Here is an 18,094-nt window from a genome sequence, read left to right as displayed (position 1 = left end):
AGATGCGACAGAGCCCCCTCGTGGTGGTGGCCAACCGCCTCCCCATCGACGACAGTGTGGCGCCCGACGGCGCCTTCGAGTGGCGCCGCAGCCCCGGCGGCCTGGTGAGCGCCCTGCACCCCCTGCTCCGGCACACCCCCGCCACCTGGGTGGGCTGGGCCGGCGGCACCGGTCCGGCGCCCGCCCTGCCCGACGTGGACGGGGTCCGGATGCACACCGTCCCGCTCACCGGTGAGGACTTCCGCGACCACTACGAGGGCTTCGCCAACGCCACCCTCTGGCCGCTCTACCACGACGCGGTGGAGCAGCCGGAGTACCACCGCCGCTGGTGGGAGGCGTACCAGCGGGTCAACCAGCGGTTCGCCGAGGCCGCCGCCGAGGTGGCCGAGCCCGGCGGGCTGGTCTGGGTGCAGGACTACCACCTCCAGCTGGTGCCCGGCCTGCTCCGCGGCCTCCGCCCCGACCTGCGGATCGGCTTCTTCCTGCACGTGCCGTTCCCGCCGCCGGAGCTGTTCATGCAGCTGCCCCGCCGGGCCGAGCTGCTGCGCGGCATGCTCGGCGCCGACCTGATCGGCTTCCAGCGGGCCCAGGCCGCGCACAACTTCGCCCAGCTCGCCGCGAAGGTGCTCAGCCTGTCCGCGACCGACCGGCGGATCGCCGTCGACGACCGGGTGGTGCGCATCGGCGCGTTCCCGGTCGCCATCGACACCGCCGAGATGTCCGCGCTCGCCGCCCGGCCCGAGGTCGCCGACCGGGCCCGCCGGCTGCGGCAGGACCTGGGCCAGCCGGAGAAGGTGATCCTCAGCGTCGACCGGATGGACTACACCAAGGGCATCGAGCAGCGGTTGAAGGCCTACCGCGAGCTGCTGGCCAGCGGCGACGTCAAGGTGCGCGACACCGTGCTGGTGCAGGTGGCGGTGCCCAGCCGGGACCGGGTCGGGCAGTACCAGATCCTGCGCGACCGGGTGGAGCACCAGGTCGGCCGGATCAACGGGGAGTTCGGCCGGGTCGGCGAGCCGGCGATCCACTACCTCACCCAGCCGTTCGACCGGGCCGAGCTGGTCGCGCTCTACCGGGTCGCCGACGTGATGGCGGTGACCCCGCTGCGCGACGGGATGAACCTGGTCGCCAAGGAATACGTCGCGGCCCGGGTCGACGGCACCGGCGCGCTGCTGCTCAGCGAGTTCGCCGGCGCGGCCGCCGAACTGGAGCAGGCGTACCTGGTCAACCCGCACGACCTGGACGGCCTGAAGCAGGGGCTGCTCGCCGCGCTGCGGGCCGGCCCGGAGGATGTCGCGGCCCGGATGCGCGCCATGCGGGAGCATGTGGCCCACAACGACATCCACGCGTGGGCGGCGTCCTACCTGAGCGCGCTGGAGGAGAGCGGCTCGCTGCTGGGCCGCCGCCCCACCCCCCGCTGAGCCGGCGCCCGGCGCTCAGCCGAGCGGGGCGGGTGCCGGGTCCTTGTCCAGCCAGTCCAGGAGCGCGTCGAGCGGCTCCCGCCAGCGGGCGTCGAGCATCAGGTCGTGGCCCATGCCGGGGAACAGCAGCGGCGCGGAGGCGTAGCGGCGGGCCGCCCGGGTCAGCGCGGCCGGCGGCAGCACCCGGTCGTCCGGGCTGCCCAGCACCAGCACCGGCGGCCGGCCCACCGCCGGCTCGGGCTGCCGGCCGGTGAGCAGCTGCCACTGCGCCCGACGCCCGGCCCGGCCCAGCCGCGCCACGTGCCGGCGGGCGTCGGCGTCGGGCAGCTCCCGGCTGAACAACTGCCGCCGGTTGAGCCGCAGCCCCGCGCCGAAGACCGCCGGCAGCGTGCCGGCCGGGTTGCGGCGCAGGGCGGTGCCGACCGTCGCCCAGCCGCCGAGCACCGGCGCCACCAGCACCGCGGCCCGCGCCGGGTAGCGGGACATCGCGTGCGCCACCACCCGGGCGCCCGCGCCGTGCCCCACCAGCACCGCCTGCCGCGGCAGGCTCGCCGCCACCTGGACCACGTCATGGGTGTACGACCGCAGCGTCGCCTCCGGCGCCGGCTCGCTGCCGCCGTGCCCGCGCAGGCTCAGCGCGTACGCCGGGAAGCCGCGCTCGGCGGCGTGGCCGAGCCAGTGCTCGGCGAACGCCCAGGCGCCGTGCCCGAACCCGGGCACGAACAGCAGCGGCGGCTTGGCCTCCTCCCGCTCGGGCACCGCGGCCAGCACCTCCCGCCGCACCGGCCGCTCCGGTCGGGCCCACTCCCAGCCCCGCACCACCCGCACCCGCTCGCTGGTCATTTGCCCTCCTCCAGCTCGTGCAAGGCGCGCTGCAGAGCGCGCAGGTAGTCGGCGTGCCCGACCTCGAACCAGTGCCGGGTGCTGTCCTTGACCTTCGCCGAGTACCGCTCGCCGAGCCCGGCACGGACCCGGCGGTCGAACGCCTCGGCCCGCTCCGGCCGGGTCGCGCGCAGCGTGAGCAGCCGGGCGAAGAGCACGCTCTGCCAGTGCGAGATGGTGAAGATGCCGGAATCCGGCTGCACCAGACCGACCACGGCCAGCGTGGGATGGCCGGCGGTGAAGGCGTTCAGCCAGAGCCGGGGGCGGCCGGAGCCGTCCTCGTCGCCGAGCACCCGGCCCTTGAGGAACTCGAAGCGCGGCAGGTAGCCGGTGGCGAAGACGACCAGCTCCGGGTCGATCCGCCGGCCGTCGGCCAGCTCCACCGTGCGGTCGTGGAACCGGGCCACGTCCGGCACCGGGGTGATCTCGCCGTGGCCGACGTAGTAGACGAGCTGGCTGTTGGCGATCGGGTGCGTCTCGTAGACCCGGTGGTCGGGCTTCGGCAGGCCGAACCGGGTCAGGTCGCCGACGGTCAGCCGCAGCGTCCAGTGGTAGAGCCACTGCCGCACCCGCAGCGGCACCCGCAACGCCAGCAGCGTGTCGTTCACCTGGTCGGCGGGGCGGCCGAGGACGTACTTCGGGGCGTACCAGTAGCCGCGCCGGGTGGAATGCCAGCAGTGCGACGCCTGCTGGGCCGCCTCGACCGCGATGTCGCAGCCGGTGTTGCCGGCGCCGACCACCAGCACCCGCTTGCCGCGCAGCTGCGCCGGGTCCTTGTAGGACGAGGCGTGCATGACCTCGCCGCGGAACTCCTCCAGCCCTTCGTAGCGGGGCAGCTTCGGCGACCAGTTGTGCCCGTTGGCCAGCACCACGGCGGCGTAACGGGAGGTGCGCTCCGGGCCGTAACCGCCGGTGCTGCGGGTGGTCACGTCCCACCGGTCCCCCTCGACCGGCTCGACCCGGACCACCTCGGTGCCGAACCAGACGTGCTGGCGCAGGTCGAAGTGGTCGGCGTACCGCTCGAAGTAGGACAGCAGCTGGCTGTGGTGCGGGTAGTCCGGCCAGTCGTCCGGCATCGGGAAGTCCGGGAACTGGGTGAACGGCCGGGACGAGATGAGGTGCGTGCTGGCGTACACCGGGCTGCGGTCGTGCCGCCAGTTCCACGCGCCGCCGACGCCGGTCTCCCGCTCGTAGCAGTCCACGCCGAAGCCGGCCTCGCGGAGGTTCTTGACGGCGGTCAGGCCGCTGGCGCCGGCGCCGATGACGCAGACCGTGTCGCCCCGGTCGGAGACCGGTCGGTCGTCCCGGCTCGGGACGACGGTCGGGTCCGGGTCGGGGCGACCGAGGTCGGTGGAGGAGGACACCGGGACATCTCCTTTTGTGCGGCACGCGTGCCGGTCGGTGCGAAATCCTGCCGACAATGCCCGCCGTTGTCCAGCCGTCCGGTCCGCCACGGCCCACCCGGACGCGCGGCCCCGGCGCGCGCCGGGGCGGTCAGTCGGTGGGCAGCAGCAGATCGACCAGGACCGGGAAGTGGTCGCTGGCCCGGCGGGTGCGCGGGGTGTCGACCACGTCGTAGTCGGCCACGGTGATCCGCGGGTCGACGAAGAGCGCGTCGATACGGCGGCGTGGGTCGGCGCAGGAGAACGTGTGCCGGTCGGCCCGGTCGGCGGCCACCGCGGCGTCGGTCAGCCCCTCGGCGACGGTCCGCCAGGCCGGCCCGTCCGGCCCCTCGTTGAGGTCCGCGCCGGCCACCACGGGCAGCGGCGACGCGGCCAGCTCCCGCTTGAACGCCGCCGCCTGAGCCGGCCGCTCCGTCGGGTCGGTGGACAGGTGCGAGCCGGCCAGCAGGAAGTCGACCCCGCCCACCCGGCACCGCGCGTACGCCGCGCCACGCAGGTGCCGGCCCGGGGTCAGCGGATACCGCTGGCACCGCGTCTCGGTGACCCGCACCCGCAGGGTGGTCAGCAACAGATTGCCCAGCGACGGCAGGCCGCCGGCCGCCACCACCATGCCGAACGACTCGGCCAGCGTGGCGGACTTCTGCCGCCACCGGAACCGGCGCGGTCCCTCCTGGACGATCACCACGTCCGGGGCGACCTCCCGGACCACCTCGGCCAGCGCGGCGGTGTCGTCGCGCTGGCTGTGGACGTTGTACGACAGCACCCGCAGCGGCACACCCGGACCCGCCACGTCAGATCCGCCGGGCCAGGTCGGCGGCGCCGATCACGCCGGCGGTGTTGCCCAGCTCGGCCGGGCGCACCTCGGCGACGGGCAGGCGGCTGCGCTGCGCCAGGGCGTCGGTGAACGACCGCCGGGTCGGGCCGAGCAGCAGGTCGCCGGCGTCGATCACGCCGCCGCCGACCACCAGCACCTGCGGGTCGAGGATCTGCGCCATGTCGGCGAGGCTGGTGCCGAGCCAGCGGCCGACCTGGGCGAACGCCTCGGTGGAGACCGGGTCGCCGCCCTTGGCCGCGGCGGTCACCATCGGGCCGGTGATCGCCTCGGCCTCGCCGTCGGCCAGCTCCAGCAGCGCGGTGGCCCGGTGCGGCTCCTGCCGGGCGGCGGCCCGGGCGAAGCGGACCAGGGCGCTGCCGCTGGCGTACTGCTCGATGCAGCCCAGCCGGCCGCAGCCGCACTGGTGGCCGTCCGGCACGGTGAGCATGTGCCCCAGCTCGGCAGCGATGCCGTGGGCGCCCCGGACCAGCTCGCCGCCGAGGACGATGCCGCCGCCGACGCCGGTGCCGATGGTGAACATGACCATCGAGTCGTCGGCGTCGCGGGCGGCGCCGTAGCGGAACTCCGCCCAGGCGGCCACGTTCCCGTCGTTCTCCACGATCACCGGCAGGCCGGTGGCGTTGCCGACGTACTCGCGCAGCGGCTCGTCCCGCCAGGCCAGGTTGGGGGCGAAGAGCACGGTGGAGCGGGAGGCGTCGATCCAGCCGGCCGCGCCGATGCCGACGGCCTCGACCGTGCGGCCGGTGGCCAGCTCGGTGACCACCTCGATGATGACGTCGCGGGTCTTGGCCACGTCGTCGGCGGGGGTGTCCCGTCGCGTCTGCACGAGTACCGCGCCGGTGTCGTCCACGACACCGCCGGCCACCTTCGTGCCACCGACGTCGACTCCGATGGTCAGCGTCACCGCTGCCACTCCCCTCTGCTGTGCTGCCCCGGCACCGGCCGAACCGGCCGTTGCGGTCCCGGGATGTCCGGTGGTCAGGCCCCGTCGCCTGATGCGTCCGCGCCCACCTCGCCGGACGCCCGCGAGGCGGGCACCACGGGTTGGCCGGCCGGCGGCCGGCTCGACGCCGGCTCGTCCGGCCCGGCGGCGTCGGCGGGCGGTTGCGACGAGGCACCCGGGTCGGAAGCGTCCGCCCCCCGGGTGGCGGCGGACCAGACGTCCTGCTCGGGTGCCGGCTGAGAATCATGCCCGGTACGGGTCGCCTCGCGCCACACGTGGTCCCCGGGTTCGCCGGGAGCGGCACCGCTCGGGGTGGCCGGTCCGGCCGGTTCGGCCGGGGCGAACGCCCGCAGCAGGCTGGCCACCCCGGCGGCCAGGTCGCCGGCGCCGGTGGCCAGCCGCTCGGCGAATTCCGGACTCGGGTCACGCAACGCCGCGATCCCGCGACAGACCGGACAGACGCAGCATTCCGGGGAACCGGTGGCGAAACCGGCGCCCCCGGCCGCCGGGGCCGAGGCGTGCGACGAGGGGCGCCCCGGGCCGGCCCCGCCCGGGGTGTGACCGAGGACACCGGAGAGGATCCCACCGAGCGGACCCCACGGGCCCGAACCGGGGGCCGCGGCGGCCAACCTGGCGGAGGCCAGCAGCGTGGCGACGAGGCGCTCGGCCTCTTCCCGGGCCGAACCCGGATCAGTGGTGCCCATGGTTCGGCTCCTCCAGCGTGGCAACCGGGACGACGGTCGGGTCAGTGCGCCGCACCGGGTGCTTCTACCCGGCGCTTGAGCTGCTTCAACGCGGCATCCATGATCATTTTCTCGGCCTTGCGGCGGAACATGCCGAGCATCGCCACGGACAGCTCCACCTCGAGCGTGTAGGTCACCGTGGTCGTCCCGTCCGGATTGCCGACCAGGTCGTACGAGCCGCGCTGGGACCGCTGCATCTTCGACGGCGCGACCAGGTGCCACTCGATCCGGGAGATGTCCTCGGCGTACTCGTAGGCCAGCACGTACTCGTCGGCCAGCACGCCCGCGTCCAGCGTGAACCGGACCTGGCTGGCGTAGCCGTCCTCGTACTCCTCGACCACCTCGGCCTGCCGCACCGCCTCGGCCCACTCCGGGTAGCGGGGGAAGTCGCAGATGACCGCCGCCACCCGGTCCGGTGCGGCGCCGATGATGATCGACTGGGTGGAGGTGTCCGCCATGGGGGGAGGCTACCCGGCCACCGGCCGGACCGCGCCGCTCCACCCGCCCGCCGGGTGTCCCACCAGCCGGGCGGGCAACCTCCCTGGCCGACCCACCGGGGCGGGCGGGTAGGTTTCGACTAGCCGACCAGGCCGGCCCCCGCCGGTGCGAGCACGAGGGAGTGCAGGTGCGCGAGTTCTCCGTTCCGCCGATCGTCACCGTCGGCGACGCGGCCAACCTGACCGACCCGGTCTGGGAAAACGCCGAGGTCGCCCCGGACACCGTGCAGTTCGTCCGCCAGATCGGTGACGCGGGGCCCGCGTCCCGGTCCGAGGTGACCTGCCGGCAGTTCCGCGACGAGGTGGTCGCGGTGGCCCGGGGCCTGGTCGCGGCCGGCGTCTCCCCCGGCGACCGGGTCGCCCTGATGAGCCGCACCCGCTACGAGTGGACCCTGTTCGACTACGCCATCTGGGCCGCCGGCGCGGTCACCGTGCCGATCTACGAGACCTCCAGCGCCGAGCAGGCCGCCTGGATCCTCGGCGACTCCGGCGCCGTGGCCGTGGTCGTGGAGAGCACCGCGCACGCCACCCTGGTCGCCGGCGTCCGGGACCGGCTGCCCGAGCTGCGCGAGGTCTGGCAGATCGAGCTGGGCGCGGTCGACGACCTGGTCGCCGCCGGCGCCTCGGTGGACCCGGCCGAGATCGAGGTCCGCCGGTCGATGCTGAAGGCCGACGACGTCGCCACGATCATCTACACCAGCGGCACCACCGGCCGGCCGAAGGGCTGCGTGCTGACCCACCGCAACATCTACGCCGACATCGCCAACGCGGTGCCGGTGCTGCCCAACCTGTTCCGCGAGGGCGCCTCCACCCTGCTCTTCCTGCCGCTCGCACACGCGTTCGCCCGGCTGATCCAGGTCGGCGTGGTGCAGGCCCGGGCCACCATGGCGCACTGCGCCGACACCAAGGACCTGGTCGGCGAGCTGCAGGAGTTCAAGCCGACGTTCGTGCTCTCCGTACCCCGGGTCTTCGAGAAGGTCTACAACGGCGCGCGGCAGAAGGCCGAGGCCGACGGCAAGGGCAAGATCTTCGACCGGGCGGAGAAGGTCGCCATCGCCTGGAGCGAGGCGCTGGAGACCCCGGGCGGCCCGGGCCTGGCGCTGCGCGCCCAGCACACCCTGTTCGACAAGCTGGTCTACGGCAAGCTGCGCGCCGCCATGGGCGGGCGGTGCCGCGACGCCATCTCCGGCGGGGCGCCGCTCGGCGCCCGGCTCGGCCACTTCTTCCGCGGCGTCGGGGTGACCATCTGCGAGGGGTACGGCCTCACCGAGACCTCGCCGGCCGCCGCCGCCAACCTGCCCACCGGCACCCGGATCGGCACGGTCGGCCGGCCGCTGCCCGGCGTGACCATCCGGATCGACGACGACGGCGAGATCCTGATCTCCGGCGACATCGTCTTCCAGGGCTACTGGCACAACGAGGCGGCCACCGCCGAGGCGCTGACCACCGACGGCTGGTTCCGCACCGGCGACCTGGGCCAGCTCGACGAGGACGGCTACCTGAGCATCACCGGCCGCAAGAAGGAGATCATCGTGACCGCGGGCGGCAAGAACGTCGCCCCCGCGGTGCTGGAGGACCAGGTCCGGGCGCATCCGCTGGTCAGCCAGTGCGTGGTCGTGGGCGACCGGCAGCCGTTCATCTCGGCGCTGGTCACCATCGACGAGGAGGCGCTGCCGAAGTGGCTGGCCGCGCACGGGCGCCCGGAGACCACCACCGCGGCCGAGCTGCGCGAGGACGAGGCGTTGCGGGCCGAGGTGCAGAGCGCGGTCGACCAGGCCAACCTGTCCGTCTCCAAGGCCGAGGCGATCAAGGTGTTCCGGATCCTGCCCCAGGACTTCACCGAGACGACCGGCGAGCTGACCCCCTCGCTGAAGGTCAAGCGACAGGTCGTGCACAAGACGTACGCCACGGAGATCGCGGAGATCTACCAGCGCTGACTACCATCCGTCAGGTGCCCGCCTCCACATCCGGCCAGCCGCAGACGCAGCCCCTCGCGGTCGCGGCCCGCGCGGTCCTCCTCGCGCTGGTCGCCGCCCTGACCCTGTTCGCCACCCGCGACGCCAGCCAGCTCTGGTGGATCGCCCTGCTCGGCGTCGCCGGCCTGCCCGCCGTGCTGGCGCCGCAGCACCGGCTGCTCGCCCCGATCAGCCGCTTCGCCGAGGTCGTGGTGCTCGGCCTGGCCGCCAGCCAGGTCGCCGCCGACACCCAGCTCACCGGTGTCACCGGCGGGCTGGGCGCCTCGGCCGTGCTGCCCTACCTCGCCGTGCCGGTCACCGTGACCGCGCTGCGCCGCCGGTTCCGCGAGGGCGCCGCGCTGCTCGCCGTGGCGGCGGCCACGCTGCTGGCCAGCGCCGCGTTCACCGAGGTGGGCGGCGAGCCGCAGCTCGGCCAGCTCGGCTACCTCGCGGTCTGCGCCCAGTGGCTGATCCTGGCCGGCCTCGGCCTCTACACCGCCGGCACCCTGCAACGCGTGATCCGGGTCCGCAACGCCGGCAAGCCCCAGCCGTACGCGGAGGCCACCCGCCTGCTCACCCAGCTGCGGACGGTCGCCCGTCAGCTGCCCGGCGCCACCCTGGACCCGGGCGGCATCTCCGAGCACCTGCTGGAGGAGCTGCGGGTGGTGGCGAAGACCGACCGCGGCGCGGTGCTCTCCGCCAGCGGCGGCGGCCGGCTGGTCGTGCTCGCCCAGATCGGCGCGGACCGGGTCGACTGGGAGACGACGCTCGACGCCGACTCGGCCATCGCCGACGCCTGGGCCAGCCAGCAGCCGACCGTCTCGGCCCGCTCGCAGGCCCGGTCCCGGCGCTCCGGCGAGGTCTCCGCGCTGATCGTGCCGCTGGTCGCCGGCGTGCGCACGGTCGGCCTGGTGGTGGTCGAGGCGGACACCGCCGCCGCGTACCCGCCGCCGGTGGTGTCCCGGGTGACCGCGCTGACCGGCCCGGCCGCGCTGCGGCTGGAGGCCGCCCTGCTCTTCGACGAGGTGCGCTCGCTGGCCACCAACGAGGAGCGGCAGCGACTGGCCCGGGAGATCCACGACGGGGTCGCCCAGGAGCTGGTCATGGTCGGCTACGGCATCGACAACGCCCTGGCCACCGTGCACGACGACGCCGAGGAGACCGCCGAGTCGCTGCGCACGCTGCGCCACGAGGTCACCCGGGTGATCACCGAGCTGCGGCTCAGCCTGTTCGAGCTGCGCAGCGAGGTGGACCGGCACGGCGGCCTGGCCGCGGCCATCGCCGAGTACGCGCGCACCGTCGGCGCGGCCGGCGGCCTGCGGGTGAACCTGTCGCTGGACGAGTCCACCGCCCGGCTGCCGGCCGCCACCGAGGCCGAGTTGCTGCGCATCGCGCAGGAGGCGGTGACCAACGCCCGCAAGCACGCCGGCGCGTCGAACCTCTGGGTCACGTGTGAGGTGGATCCCCCGTACGCCCGAATCGAAGTGTCGGATGACGGTCACGGCATCGGTGACCAGCGCCCCGAGGGGCACTATGGTCTTGCGATCATGGCGGAGAGGGCGGAACGTATCCGGGGCCGGTTGGAGATCAGGCCGCGGCAACCCAGCGGCACAACCGTGGCGGTGGTACTCGGCTCGTCGCCCCGGCGCGATAAGGTGCGCGGCAGCGCCGCAGCAGCAGAAGGGGAGTAACCCGAGGATGACCACTAGCCCGACACCGGCCACCCGTACCAAGGTTCTCCTTGTCGACGATCACGACCTGATCCGCAAGGGTCTGCGGCACGCCTTCGAGAGGGACCGGCAGTTCGAGGTCGTGGGCGAGGCCGCCACGGCCGCGGAGGGCGTGCGCCAGGCCGGCGCGCTCCAGCCGGACGTGGTGATCATGGACCTGCGGCTGCCCGACGGCAGCGGCCTCGAGGCGACCCGCGCGCTGCGCAAGTCCAGCGCGTCGATGGGCATCGTCGTGCTGACCATGTACGCCGGCGACGACCAGCTCTTCGGCGCCCTGGAGGCGGGTGCCAGCGCGTTCGTGCCGAAGACCGCGCCGGCCGACGAGGTGGTGGCCGCCGCCCGGCACGCCGCCTCCTCCCCCAGCGCGTTCACCGCGGCCGACCTGGCCGAGGCGATGAAGCGCCGGCTCGCCCCGTCCGGCCCGCAGCTGTCCCCGCGCGAGGGCCAGGTGCTGCGCCTGCTCGCCGACGGCATGAGCGTGGCCGGCATCGCCAAGCAGCTCTTCGTCAGCGAGTCGACCGCCAAGACCCACATCTCCAAGCTCTACGAGAAGCTGGGCGCGGCCAACCGCGCCCAGGCGCTGATGACCGCGCTGCGGCTGGGGCTGCTGGAGGCCCCGGACGCGCCGAAGTTCTGACGCCGTCGCCGGAGAGGCCCCGTCCGCATGCCGGACGCGGGCCTCTCCGGCATTCCGGGCGCACGTGACCGCGTACGGTGAAGAGCCGGACGCGTAGCGACGGCGGTCTTTGCAGCACGACGGCGGGCAGGCAGAATACCCGGGTGATCCGCGCGGCGGTGACGGCCGCGCGTCGCCGACACCCAAGGGGCAGGGACATGCAGCGGCCGGACTGGGCACCCGAGACCATCGACATCGAGCGCCCCAGCGTGGCCCGCATGTACGACTACTACCTCGGCGGCTCGCACAACTTCGCGGCCGACCGGGCCGCCGCCCGGGCGATGGTGGAGGCGGTGCCGGAGGCCCCGCTGATGGCCCAGGCCAACCGGGCCTTCCTGCGCCGGGCGGTGCACTACCTCGCCGAGGCCGGCGTACGCCAGTTCCTGGACATCGGCTCCGGCATCCCGACCGTGGGCAACGTGCACGAGATCGCCCAGCGGATCGACCCCGAGTCCCGGGTGGTCTACGTCGACGTGGACCCGGTCGCGGTGGCGCACAGCCAGGAGATCCTGGCCGGCAACGAGCGGGCCGCGGTGGTGCGCGAGGACCTGCGCGACCCGGAGGCGATCCTGGGCCACCCGGCGGTCAACCGGCTGCTCGACTTCTCCCAGCCGGTCGCCGTGATGATCGTGGCGGTGCTGCACTTCGTCCCCGACGCCGACCGCCCGGAGGAGATCCTGCGGACGCTGCGCGCGGCGCTGGCCCCCGGCAGCCACCTGGTGCTCTCCCAGGCCAGCGACGACGGCCGGGACGGCACCGGCGAGCGGGCCGAGGCCGAACGGGTCTACCGGCGCACCGACAGCCAGCTGTTCATCCGCGGCCGGGCCGAGCTGACCGCGCTCTTCGACGGCTTCGAGCTGGTCGACCCGGGCGTGGTGTGGGTGCCGCAGTGGCGTCCGGACGCCCCCGACCAGGCGGAGAACGCCGAGCGGGCGGTCTTCATGGGCGGGGTCGGGCGGCTCGGTGGCTGACGACGTGGCCGCCACCGCCGGCCGCCACCGTCCCAGCGTCTTCGCCCGGGCCTGGGCCAAGGCGGTCTCCGGCACCAGCTACCTGCCGATGACCCAGGCGCAGCTGGAGGAGGTGCTCCAGCGGCTCACCGAGCGGCTCGCCCAGGCGCTGCGGGCCGACCCGTTCGACCTGCGGATCGGCCAGCAGGTGGGCGCGGAGCTGGTGCAGTCGCACATCGCCTCCGCCGAGGGCCTGGGCCGCACCGTCGAGGTGATCCAGCTGCGCCTGGTCCGCGACCTCGACCTGGTCGTCGACGACGTCGAGGATCGGATGGCCCGGCTGCTCGCCACCGTCGCCACCGGGTACGCCCGCGCGCTGCGCGACCGTACGCTCGACGAGCAGGAGTCGATCCGCCGGGCCGCGATGATGGCCCGGGCCCACGCCGAACGGGCGCTGCGCGACAGCGAGGCCCGGTTCCGGCACCAGGCCACCCACGACCCGTTGACCGACCTGCCCAACCGGACGCTGTTCACCGAGCGGCTGACCGCCGCGATCGACACCCCGGGCCGGGGCGCCGACCGGGTCGGCGTCTGCTTCCTCGACCTGGACCGCTTCAAGGTGGTCAACGACTCGCTCGGCCACCAGGTCGGCGACTCGTTGCTGGTCGCGGTGGCCCGGCGGCTGCGCCGGGCGCTCGGCGAGCACATGGTGGCCCGCCTGGGCGGCGACGAGTTCGTCGTCCTGGTGGAACGCACCGCCGGCACCGACGACGCGGTCAAGGTGGCCGAGGCGGCGCTGGCCGCGGTGCGGGAGCCGGCGCTGGTCGACGGGCACGAGCTGACCGTGTCGGCCAGCATCGGCATCGTGGAGCGGCCCGTGGCCGGCACCTCCCCGATGGAGCTGATGCGCGCGGCGGACAGCACGCTGCACTGGGCCAAGGCCGCCGGCGGGGCGCGCTGGTCGCTGTTCGACGCCGACCGCAACCGCCGCGAGCTGGCCCGGTACGCGCTCTCCGCGGCGATCCCCGCCGCGCTGGACCGGGGCGAGTTCTACCTCGACTACCAGCCGCTCACGTCGCTGCGCGACGGCCGGGTGCTCGGCATGGAGGCGCTGGTGCGCTGGCGCCACCCGGAGCTGGGTGTGCTCCGGCCGGACAGCTTCATCCCGCTGGCCGAGGAGACCGGCCTGATCGTCCGGCTCGGCAGCTGGGTGCTGGCCGAGGCGTGCCGCGAGGCGGGCACCTGGCGGGCGACGGACGGCGCCGCCCCGTTCGTCAGCGTCAACCTGGCCGTCCGCCAACTGCACCGGGCCGATCTCGTGCCGGAGGTGCGAGGCGTGCTCGGCCGCACCGGCCTGGCGCCGGAACGGCTGCAACTGGAGATCACCGAGAGCACCATGATGAGCACGGTGGTCGAGCCGGTGCGGGCGCTGCGGGTGCTGGGCGACCTCGGTGTCCGGGTGGCGATCGACGACTTCGGCACCGGCTACTGCAACCTCGCGTACCTGCGGGACCTGCCGGTCGACGAGCTGAAGGTGGCCGGTGAGTTCGTGACCGGGCTGCGGGCCCCGGCCGGTGACCCGGGCGGCCGCACCGACGAGCGGATCCTCGGCTCGCTGGTCTCGCTGGCGCACGCGCTCGGCCTCACCGTCACCGCCGAGGGGGTGGAGACGGCGCACCAGGCGGACCGCCTGCGCGCGATCGGCTGCGACGCCGGGCAGGGCTGGCACTTCGGCCGCCCCGGACCGGCCGTGCAGCACCTGCACCGCGTGCCCGTGGCGTAGGGCGGAACCCCTTCTCGACGCATCCGGTACAGGCGGGCGCCCGCCCGACACCTGGGGCCACGCAGGGGACGCGGCGGCGCGTCAGCTCGGGAGGCGTCGGGTGTCCGCCCCGTCCAGGTAGGCCAGGACCGCCAGCACCCGCCGGTTGTCGTCGCCGGACGGCGGCATCCGCAGCTTGCTGAAGATGCTGTTGATGTGCTTGTCGACGGCCTTCTCGGTGACGAACAGCCGGGCGGCGACGGCCGCGTTCGACCGGCCCTCGGCCATCAGGCCGAGCACCTCCCGCTCCCGCGGGGTCAGCTCGTCGAGCGGCTCCGCGCCGGCCCGGCGGGCCAGCAGTTGCGCGACCACCTCCGGGTCCATCACGGTGCCGCCGGCGGCGACCCGGCGCACCGCGTCGACGAACTGGTCCACGTGGGACACCCGGTCCTTGAGCAGGTAGCCGACCCCGCCGCGCCGGTCGGCGAGCAGCTCCCGGGCGTAGAGCTGCTCGACGTGCTGGGACAGCACCAGCACCGGCAGCCCGGGCAGCTCGGCGCGGGCCCGCACCGCCGCCTGCAACCCCTCGTCGGTGAACGTCGGCGGCAACCGGACGTCGATGACCGCGACGTCCGGCCGGTGCGCGGTCAGTGCCGGCAGCACCGACGGTCCGTTGTCGACGGCCGCCACCACCTGACAGCCGAACGCCTCCAGGATCCGGGTCAACCCGTCCCGGAGGAGGGCGAGGTCCTCGGCGATGACAACTCGCACGGCAGCTCCATGCTGATGACGGTGGGCCCACCCACCGGACTGGTCACCGTCATCGTCCCATCGAACGCGGCCAGCCGACGCCCCGTCCCGGCCAACCCGCCGCCCGCCGCCGCCTCCGCGCCACCCCGGCCGTCGTCACCGACCACGACCGACAGCCGTCCGCCGGCGTGCCGCAGCTGCACCCAGGCGCGGGTCGCCCCGCTGTGCTTGCCCACGTTCGCCAACGCCTCGGCCACCGCGAAGTACGCGGCCGACTCGACCGGGGCCGCCGGCCGGCCGGGCAGGTCGACGGTGACGTCCACCGGCAGCGGTACGGCCAGCGCCAGCGCCCGTACCGCGCCGGGCAGGCCCCGCTCGGCGAGCACCGGCGGGTGGATGCCGCGCACCAGCCCACGCAGCTCGGCCAGCGCCTGCCCGCTGCTCTCCCGGGCCTCGGCGAGCAGTCGACGGACCGCCTCCGGGTCGTCGCGCACCAGCTGCTCGGCCAGGCCGATGCTCATGCTCAGCGCGACCAGCCGGGCCTGCGCGCCGTCGTGCAGGTCCCGTTCGATCCGGCGCAGCTCGGCGGCCTGCGCGTCCACCGTCTCGGCCCGGGTGACGGTCAACTGCCGTACCCGTAGGGCCAGCTCGGCGCTGCGCGTCGGCGGCAGGAAGAACCCGGCGAACGTGACGTGCAGCCAGACCAGCCAGCGCCCGGCCGCCACGCCGACGGCCAGCAGCAACGCGCCGAGCGGGAAGCAGAGCAGCGCCTCCACCAGGTTGTCGACCGGCCAGAACGGGCCGTAGCCGTACCAGACGTCGACGGTGTGCAGCACCAGCGGGACGCCGACCAGCCCCTCCAGGCCGTACAGCGGGAGGGCGAACGCGGCCAGGCACACCGCGCCGGTGACCGCGCCGGGCAGCAGCCAGGCCAGGTCCCGCCAGGTCGCCGGGTCGGCCACCACCCAGCGGAACCGCCGCCACGTGCCGAACTGCGCGCCGGCCGGCGCCGGCAGGTACGGCGTGGCCATCCCGACGCCGCCCCACCCGGCCAGCCGACGGTGCAGCCCGGCGCAGACCCGTACCCCGGCGGTGACCACCGGGAAGAGGGCGAAGCCGACGCCGAACGCCGGGATCAGCACCAGCGCGGCCAGCGACAGCACGAACAGGGCCACGTGCGTGGTCAACGACAGCAGCGCGATCAGCAGCCCCTGGGCGGCGGTCACCGCGCCGGGCCGCAGCCAGGTCCGAAGCAGTACGCGCACCGATGCGTCCACGGACCTCATTCTCCGGCACCGCCGCCGCGGATCCGGTGGTGCTGGCACCACCCGTGGAGTCGGGGCGGCACCCCTGACCGGTGGGCCGCCGGCGGCGAAGGATCGCAGACAGGGCCCGCGGTCCGCGCCGGGCACGAGTGAGAGGAAACCGGATGTCCCCGTACCGAATGGCCGGGCTGCCCGCCGGCCGCCGCGGCAAGTACGCCGTCCTCGTCCTCTGGTTGGTGCTGCTCGCGGCCGCCGGGCCGCTCGCGCTGAAGCTGGGCGAGACGCAGGACAACTCGACGCTCGGCGCGTTGCCGCCCGGCGTCGAGAGCAGCCGCGCCGCGCAGCGGGCCGAGGCCGCCTTCCCCGAGGCCCGCCGGCAGCTGGCCGTCGCCGTCTACGTCCGCGACACCGGCCTCACCGCCGCCGACCGGGCCCGGGTCGACGCCGACCGGGCGGCCTTCGCCGGGTACGCCGACGGCGGCGCGGTCTCCCCTCCGGTGCCGAGCGCGGACGGCCGGGCGCTGCTGTTCTCGCTGCCGGTCACCGCCGACGAGCAGCGGCGCGCCGACGCGGTGAGCGCCATGAAGGACCGCCTCGCCGAGGGCGTGCCGGGGCTGCGGACCGCGCTGACCGGCGACGCGGCCGCCGAGAGCGACATCTGGGACGCGTTCGACGGGATGGACGGCGCGTTGCTGCTGGCCACTGCCGTCACCGTCGCCCTGCTCCTGCTGGTCACCTACCGCAGCCCGGTGCTGTGGCTGGTGCCGCTGCTCGCGGTGGGCGTCGCCAACCAGCTCGCCGGCGCCACCGTCTACCTGCTGGCCCGGCACGCCGGCCTGGCCGTGGACTTCCAGAGCCAGACCATCCTCACCGTGCTGGTCTTCGGCGTCGGCGTGGACTACGCCCTGCTGCTCATCGCCCGCTACCGGGAGGAGCTGCGCCGGCACGCCGACCGGCACGCCGCGATGGCGGTCGCGCTGCGCCGGTCGTACGGCGCGGTCTGCGCCTCCGCGGCGACCGTCGCGCTCGGCCTGCTCTGCCTGGTCGCGGCGGACCTGCCCGCCACCCGCGGCCTGGGACCGGTCGGCGCGGTCGGCATCGTGGCCGCGCTGCTGGCGATGACCACGTTGCTGCCGGCGGTGCTCGTCCTGTGCGGCCGGTGGCTGTTCTGGCCGTTCGTGCCGCGCCACACCCCCGGCGCGGACGAGCGGGACCGCACCGCCGACCACGGGGTGTGGCGGCGGGTCGCCGGCCTGGTCGGTCGCCGGCCACGCCTGGTCTGGGTGGGCACCGCCGCGGCCCTGGTCGCGCTGACCCTCGGGATCGGCAACCTCACCCTCGGCCTGCCCGACGACGAGTCCTTCACCACCGAGGTCGGCTCGGTCACCGGCCAGCGGCTGGTCGCCGCCCACTACCCGGACGGGTCGACCGCGCCGGTCGAGGTGCTGGCCGCCGCCGGCGCGGCCGACCGGGTGGTGGACGCGGTCCGCGCGGTGCCGGGCGTCGCGGAGGTGGGCGGCCCGCGGCGGTCCGCCGACGGCCGTTGGGTACGCGTCACCGCGGTGCTCGCCGCCGCCCCGGACAGCGCCCCGGCCCGGGACACCGTGAGCCGGCTGCGGACCGAGGTGCACGCGGTGCCCGGCGCGCAGGCGCTGGTCGGCGGGCGCACCGCGACGCTGCTCGACGAGCGGCGCACGGTGGACCGGGACAACCGGGTGGTCATTCCGCTGGTGCTCGCCGTCGTCCTGGTGATCCTGGTGCTCCTGCTGCGCGCGCTGGTCGCGCCGCTGCTGCTGATGGCGAGCGTGGTGCTGTCGTACGCGGCGGCGATGGGCGCGGCCGGGTTGCTGCTCGACGCGCTGGGTCACCCACGGCTGTTCGTCGGGGTGCCGCTGCAGGCGTTCCTGTTCCTGGTCGCGCTCGGCGTCGACTACACGATCTTCCTGATGACCCGGGCTCGGGAGGAGACCGCGTCGATCGGGCACCGGCCCGGGATGCTGCGGGCGCTCACCGTCACCGGCGGTGTGATCACCAGCGCCGGGGTGGTGCTGGCGGCCACCTTCGGCGCCCTGCTGGTGCTGCCGCTGGTGCCGTCGGTGCAGATGGGGGTGATCGTGGCGGTCGGCATCCTGCTCGACACGCTCCTGGTGCGCAGCCTGCTGATCCCGGCGCTGACCCTGGACCTGGGCGCGCGTACCTGGTGGCCGGGGCGGCTGTCCCGTCGGCGGGTGGCCGCGGCGCCGTCGCCCGCGGCCGAGCGGGCCGCGCTGCGGGTCTGACAG

General features: G+C 74.9%; 15 protein-coding genes. 7 read left to right on the top strand and 8 right to left on the bottom strand.

Annotated elements, in window-relative coordinates; translation table 11 throughout:
* Nucleotides 1-2: 2 nt before the first annotated feature.
* Nucleotides 3-1,421 carry a trehalose-6-phosphate synthase gene (locus CO540_RS28035; RefSeq protein ID WP_099164248.1) on the top strand — a complete coding sequence of 473 codons (1,419 nt, stop codon included), beginning with the start codon at nucleotides 3-5 and terminating at the stop codon, nucleotides 1,419-1,421.
* 15 nt (nucleotides 1,422-1,436) lie between these two features.
* On the opposite strand, the gene CO540_RS28030 is transcribed toward CO540_RS28035, so the two are convergent.
* From CO540_RS28030 to CO540_RS28005, 6 genes are all read right to left on the bottom strand, one after another.
* Nucleotides 1,437-2,264, bottom strand: coding sequence for an alpha/beta hydrolase (locus CO540_RS28030; protein WP_099164247.1), 828 nt, complete (start codon nucleotides 2,262-2,264; stop codon nucleotides 1,437-1,439).
* Nucleotides 2,261-3,667, bottom strand: coding sequence for an NAD(P)/FAD-dependent oxidoreductase (locus CO540_RS28025; RefSeq protein WP_099164246.1), 1,407 nt, complete (start codon nucleotides 3,665-3,667; stop codon nucleotides 2,261-2,263). The genes CO540_RS28030 and CO540_RS28025 overlap by 4 nt, the downstream gene beginning before the upstream one ends.
* 130 nt (nucleotides 3,668-3,797) lie before the next feature.
* Complete coding sequence (locus tag CO540_RS28020; protein ID WP_099164245.1) at nucleotides 3,798-4,496, bottom strand: endonuclease/exonuclease/phosphatase family protein; 699 nt, start codon at nucleotides 4,494-4,496, stop codon at nucleotides 3,798-3,800.
* 1 nt (nucleotide 4,497) lies between these two features.
* Nucleotides 4,498-5,445 (bottom strand): ROK family glucokinase, encoded by a 948-nt coding sequence (locus CO540_RS28015; RefSeq protein ID WP_099164244.1) that lies wholly within the window; start codon nucleotides 5,443-5,445, stop codon nucleotides 4,498-4,500.
* A gap of 74 nt (nucleotides 5,446-5,519) precedes the next feature.
* Nucleotides 5,520-6,188, bottom strand: a complete 669-nt coding sequence (locus tag CO540_RS28010) for a hypothetical protein (protein WP_099164243.1) — start codon at nucleotides 6,186-6,188, stop codon at nucleotides 5,520-5,522.
* Between the two features lie 41 nt (nucleotides 6,189-6,229).
* Nucleotides 6,230-6,685 carry an SRPBCC family protein gene (locus tag CO540_RS28005; RefSeq protein WP_091573222.1) on the bottom strand — a complete coding sequence of 152 codons (456 nt, stop codon included), beginning with the start codon at nucleotides 6,683-6,685 and terminating at the stop codon, nucleotides 6,230-6,232.
* Nucleotides 6,686-6,852: 167 nt separating this feature from the next.
* Between CO540_RS28005 and CO540_RS28000 the strand changes: the two genes are divergently transcribed.
* From CO540_RS28000 to CO540_RS27980, 5 genes are all read left to right on the top strand, one after another.
* A complete protein-coding gene (locus CO540_RS28000; RefSeq protein ID WP_099164990.1) occupies nucleotides 6,853-8,661 on the top strand; it encodes a long-chain fatty acid--CoA ligase in 1,809 nt (602 codons plus the stop codon).
* Between the two features lie 14 nt (nucleotides 8,662-8,675).
* Nucleotides 8,676-10,370 (top strand): GAF domain-containing sensor histidine kinase, encoded by a 1,695-nt coding sequence (locus CO540_RS27995; RefSeq protein ID WP_091573221.1) that lies wholly within the window; start codon nucleotides 8,676-8,678, stop codon nucleotides 10,368-10,370.
* 7 nt (nucleotides 10,371-10,377) lie between these two features.
* Nucleotides 10,378-11,046, top strand: a complete 669-nt coding sequence (locus CO540_RS27990; RefSeq protein ID WP_007072219.1) for a response regulator transcription factor — start codon at nucleotides 10,378-10,380, stop codon at nucleotides 11,044-11,046.
* Between the two features lie 197 nt (nucleotides 11,047-11,243).
* Nucleotides 11,244-12,056, top strand: coding sequence for an SAM-dependent methyltransferase (locus tag CO540_RS27985; RefSeq protein ID WP_098746707.1), 813 nt, complete (start codon nucleotides 11,244-11,246; stop codon nucleotides 12,054-12,056).
* 88 nt (nucleotides 12,057-12,144) lie between these two features.
* Nucleotides 12,145-13,818 (top strand): bifunctional diguanylate cyclase/phosphodiesterase, encoded by a 1,674-nt coding sequence (locus CO540_RS27980; protein ID WP_253866788.1) that lies wholly within the window; start codon nucleotides 12,145-12,147, stop codon nucleotides 13,816-13,818.
* A gap of 81 nt (nucleotides 13,819-13,899) precedes the next feature.
* Here the strand turns inward: CO540_RS27980 and CO540_RS27975 are convergent, their stop codons facing one another.
* Nucleotides 13,900-14,568, bottom strand: coding sequence for a response regulator transcription factor (locus CO540_RS27975; protein WP_091573219.1), 669 nt, complete (start codon nucleotides 14,566-14,568; stop codon nucleotides 13,900-13,902).
* Nucleotides 14,520-15,812 (bottom strand): sensor histidine kinase, encoded by a 1,293-nt coding sequence (locus CO540_RS27970; RefSeq protein WP_253866255.1) that lies wholly within the window; start codon nucleotides 15,810-15,812, stop codon nucleotides 14,520-14,522. Before CO540_RS27970 ends, CO540_RS27975 begins: the two co-directional genes overlap by 49 nt.
* A gap of 164 nt (nucleotides 15,813-15,976) precedes the next feature.
* On the opposite strand from CO540_RS27970, the gene CO540_RS27965 reads away from it, so the two are divergent.
* Entirely contained in the window at nucleotides 15,977-18,091 is a 2,115-nt protein-coding gene (locus CO540_RS27965) for an MMPL family transporter (protein ID WP_099164241.1), read from the top strand.
* Nucleotides 18,092-18,094 lie beyond the last annotated feature (3 nt).

This window comes from Micromonospora sp. WMMA2032 (genome assembly GCF_002688545.1).
GTDB lineage: Bacteria > Actinomycetota > Actinomycetes > Mycobacteriales > Micromonosporaceae > Micromonospora > Micromonospora sediminicola.
The sequence above is the reverse complement of the archived record's forward strand: the minus strand, read 5'-3'. Positions and strand labels throughout refer to the sequence as shown.

Bases quoted from the DNA above. Each gene is read 5' to 3' on its own strand.
- CO540_RS28035 (WP_099164248.1), top strand. From the start codon at position 3: ATGCGACAGAGCCCCCTCGTGGTGGTGGCCAACCGCCTCCCCATCGAC.
- CO540_RS28030 (WP_099164247.1), bottom strand. From the start codon at position 2,264: ATGACCAGCGAGCGGGTGCGGGTGGTGCGGGGCTGGGAGTGGGCCCGA.
- CO540_RS28010 (WP_099164243.1), bottom strand. From the start codon at position 6,188: ATGGGCACCACTGATCCGGGTTCGGCCCGGGAAGAGGCCGAGCGCCTC.
- CO540_RS28005 (WP_091573222.1), bottom strand. From the start codon at position 6,685: ATGGCGGACACCTCCACCCAGTCGATCATCATCGGCGCCGCACCGGAC.
- CO540_RS27990 (WP_007072219.1), top strand. From the start codon at position 10,378: ATGACCACTAGCCCGACACCGGCCACCCGTACCAAGGTTCTCCTTGTC.
- CO540_RS27985 (WP_098746707.1), top strand. From the start codon at position 11,244: ATGCAGCGGCCGGACTGGGCACCCGAGACCATCGACATCGAGCGCCCC.
- CO540_RS27980 (WP_253866788.1), top strand. From the start codon at position 12,145: ATGACCCAGGCGCAGCTGGAGGAGGTGCTCCAGCGGCTCACCGAGCGG.
- CO540_RS27965 (WP_099164241.1), top strand. From the start codon at position 15,977: ATGTCCCCGTACCGAATGGCCGGGCTGCCCGCCGGCCGCCGCGGCAAG.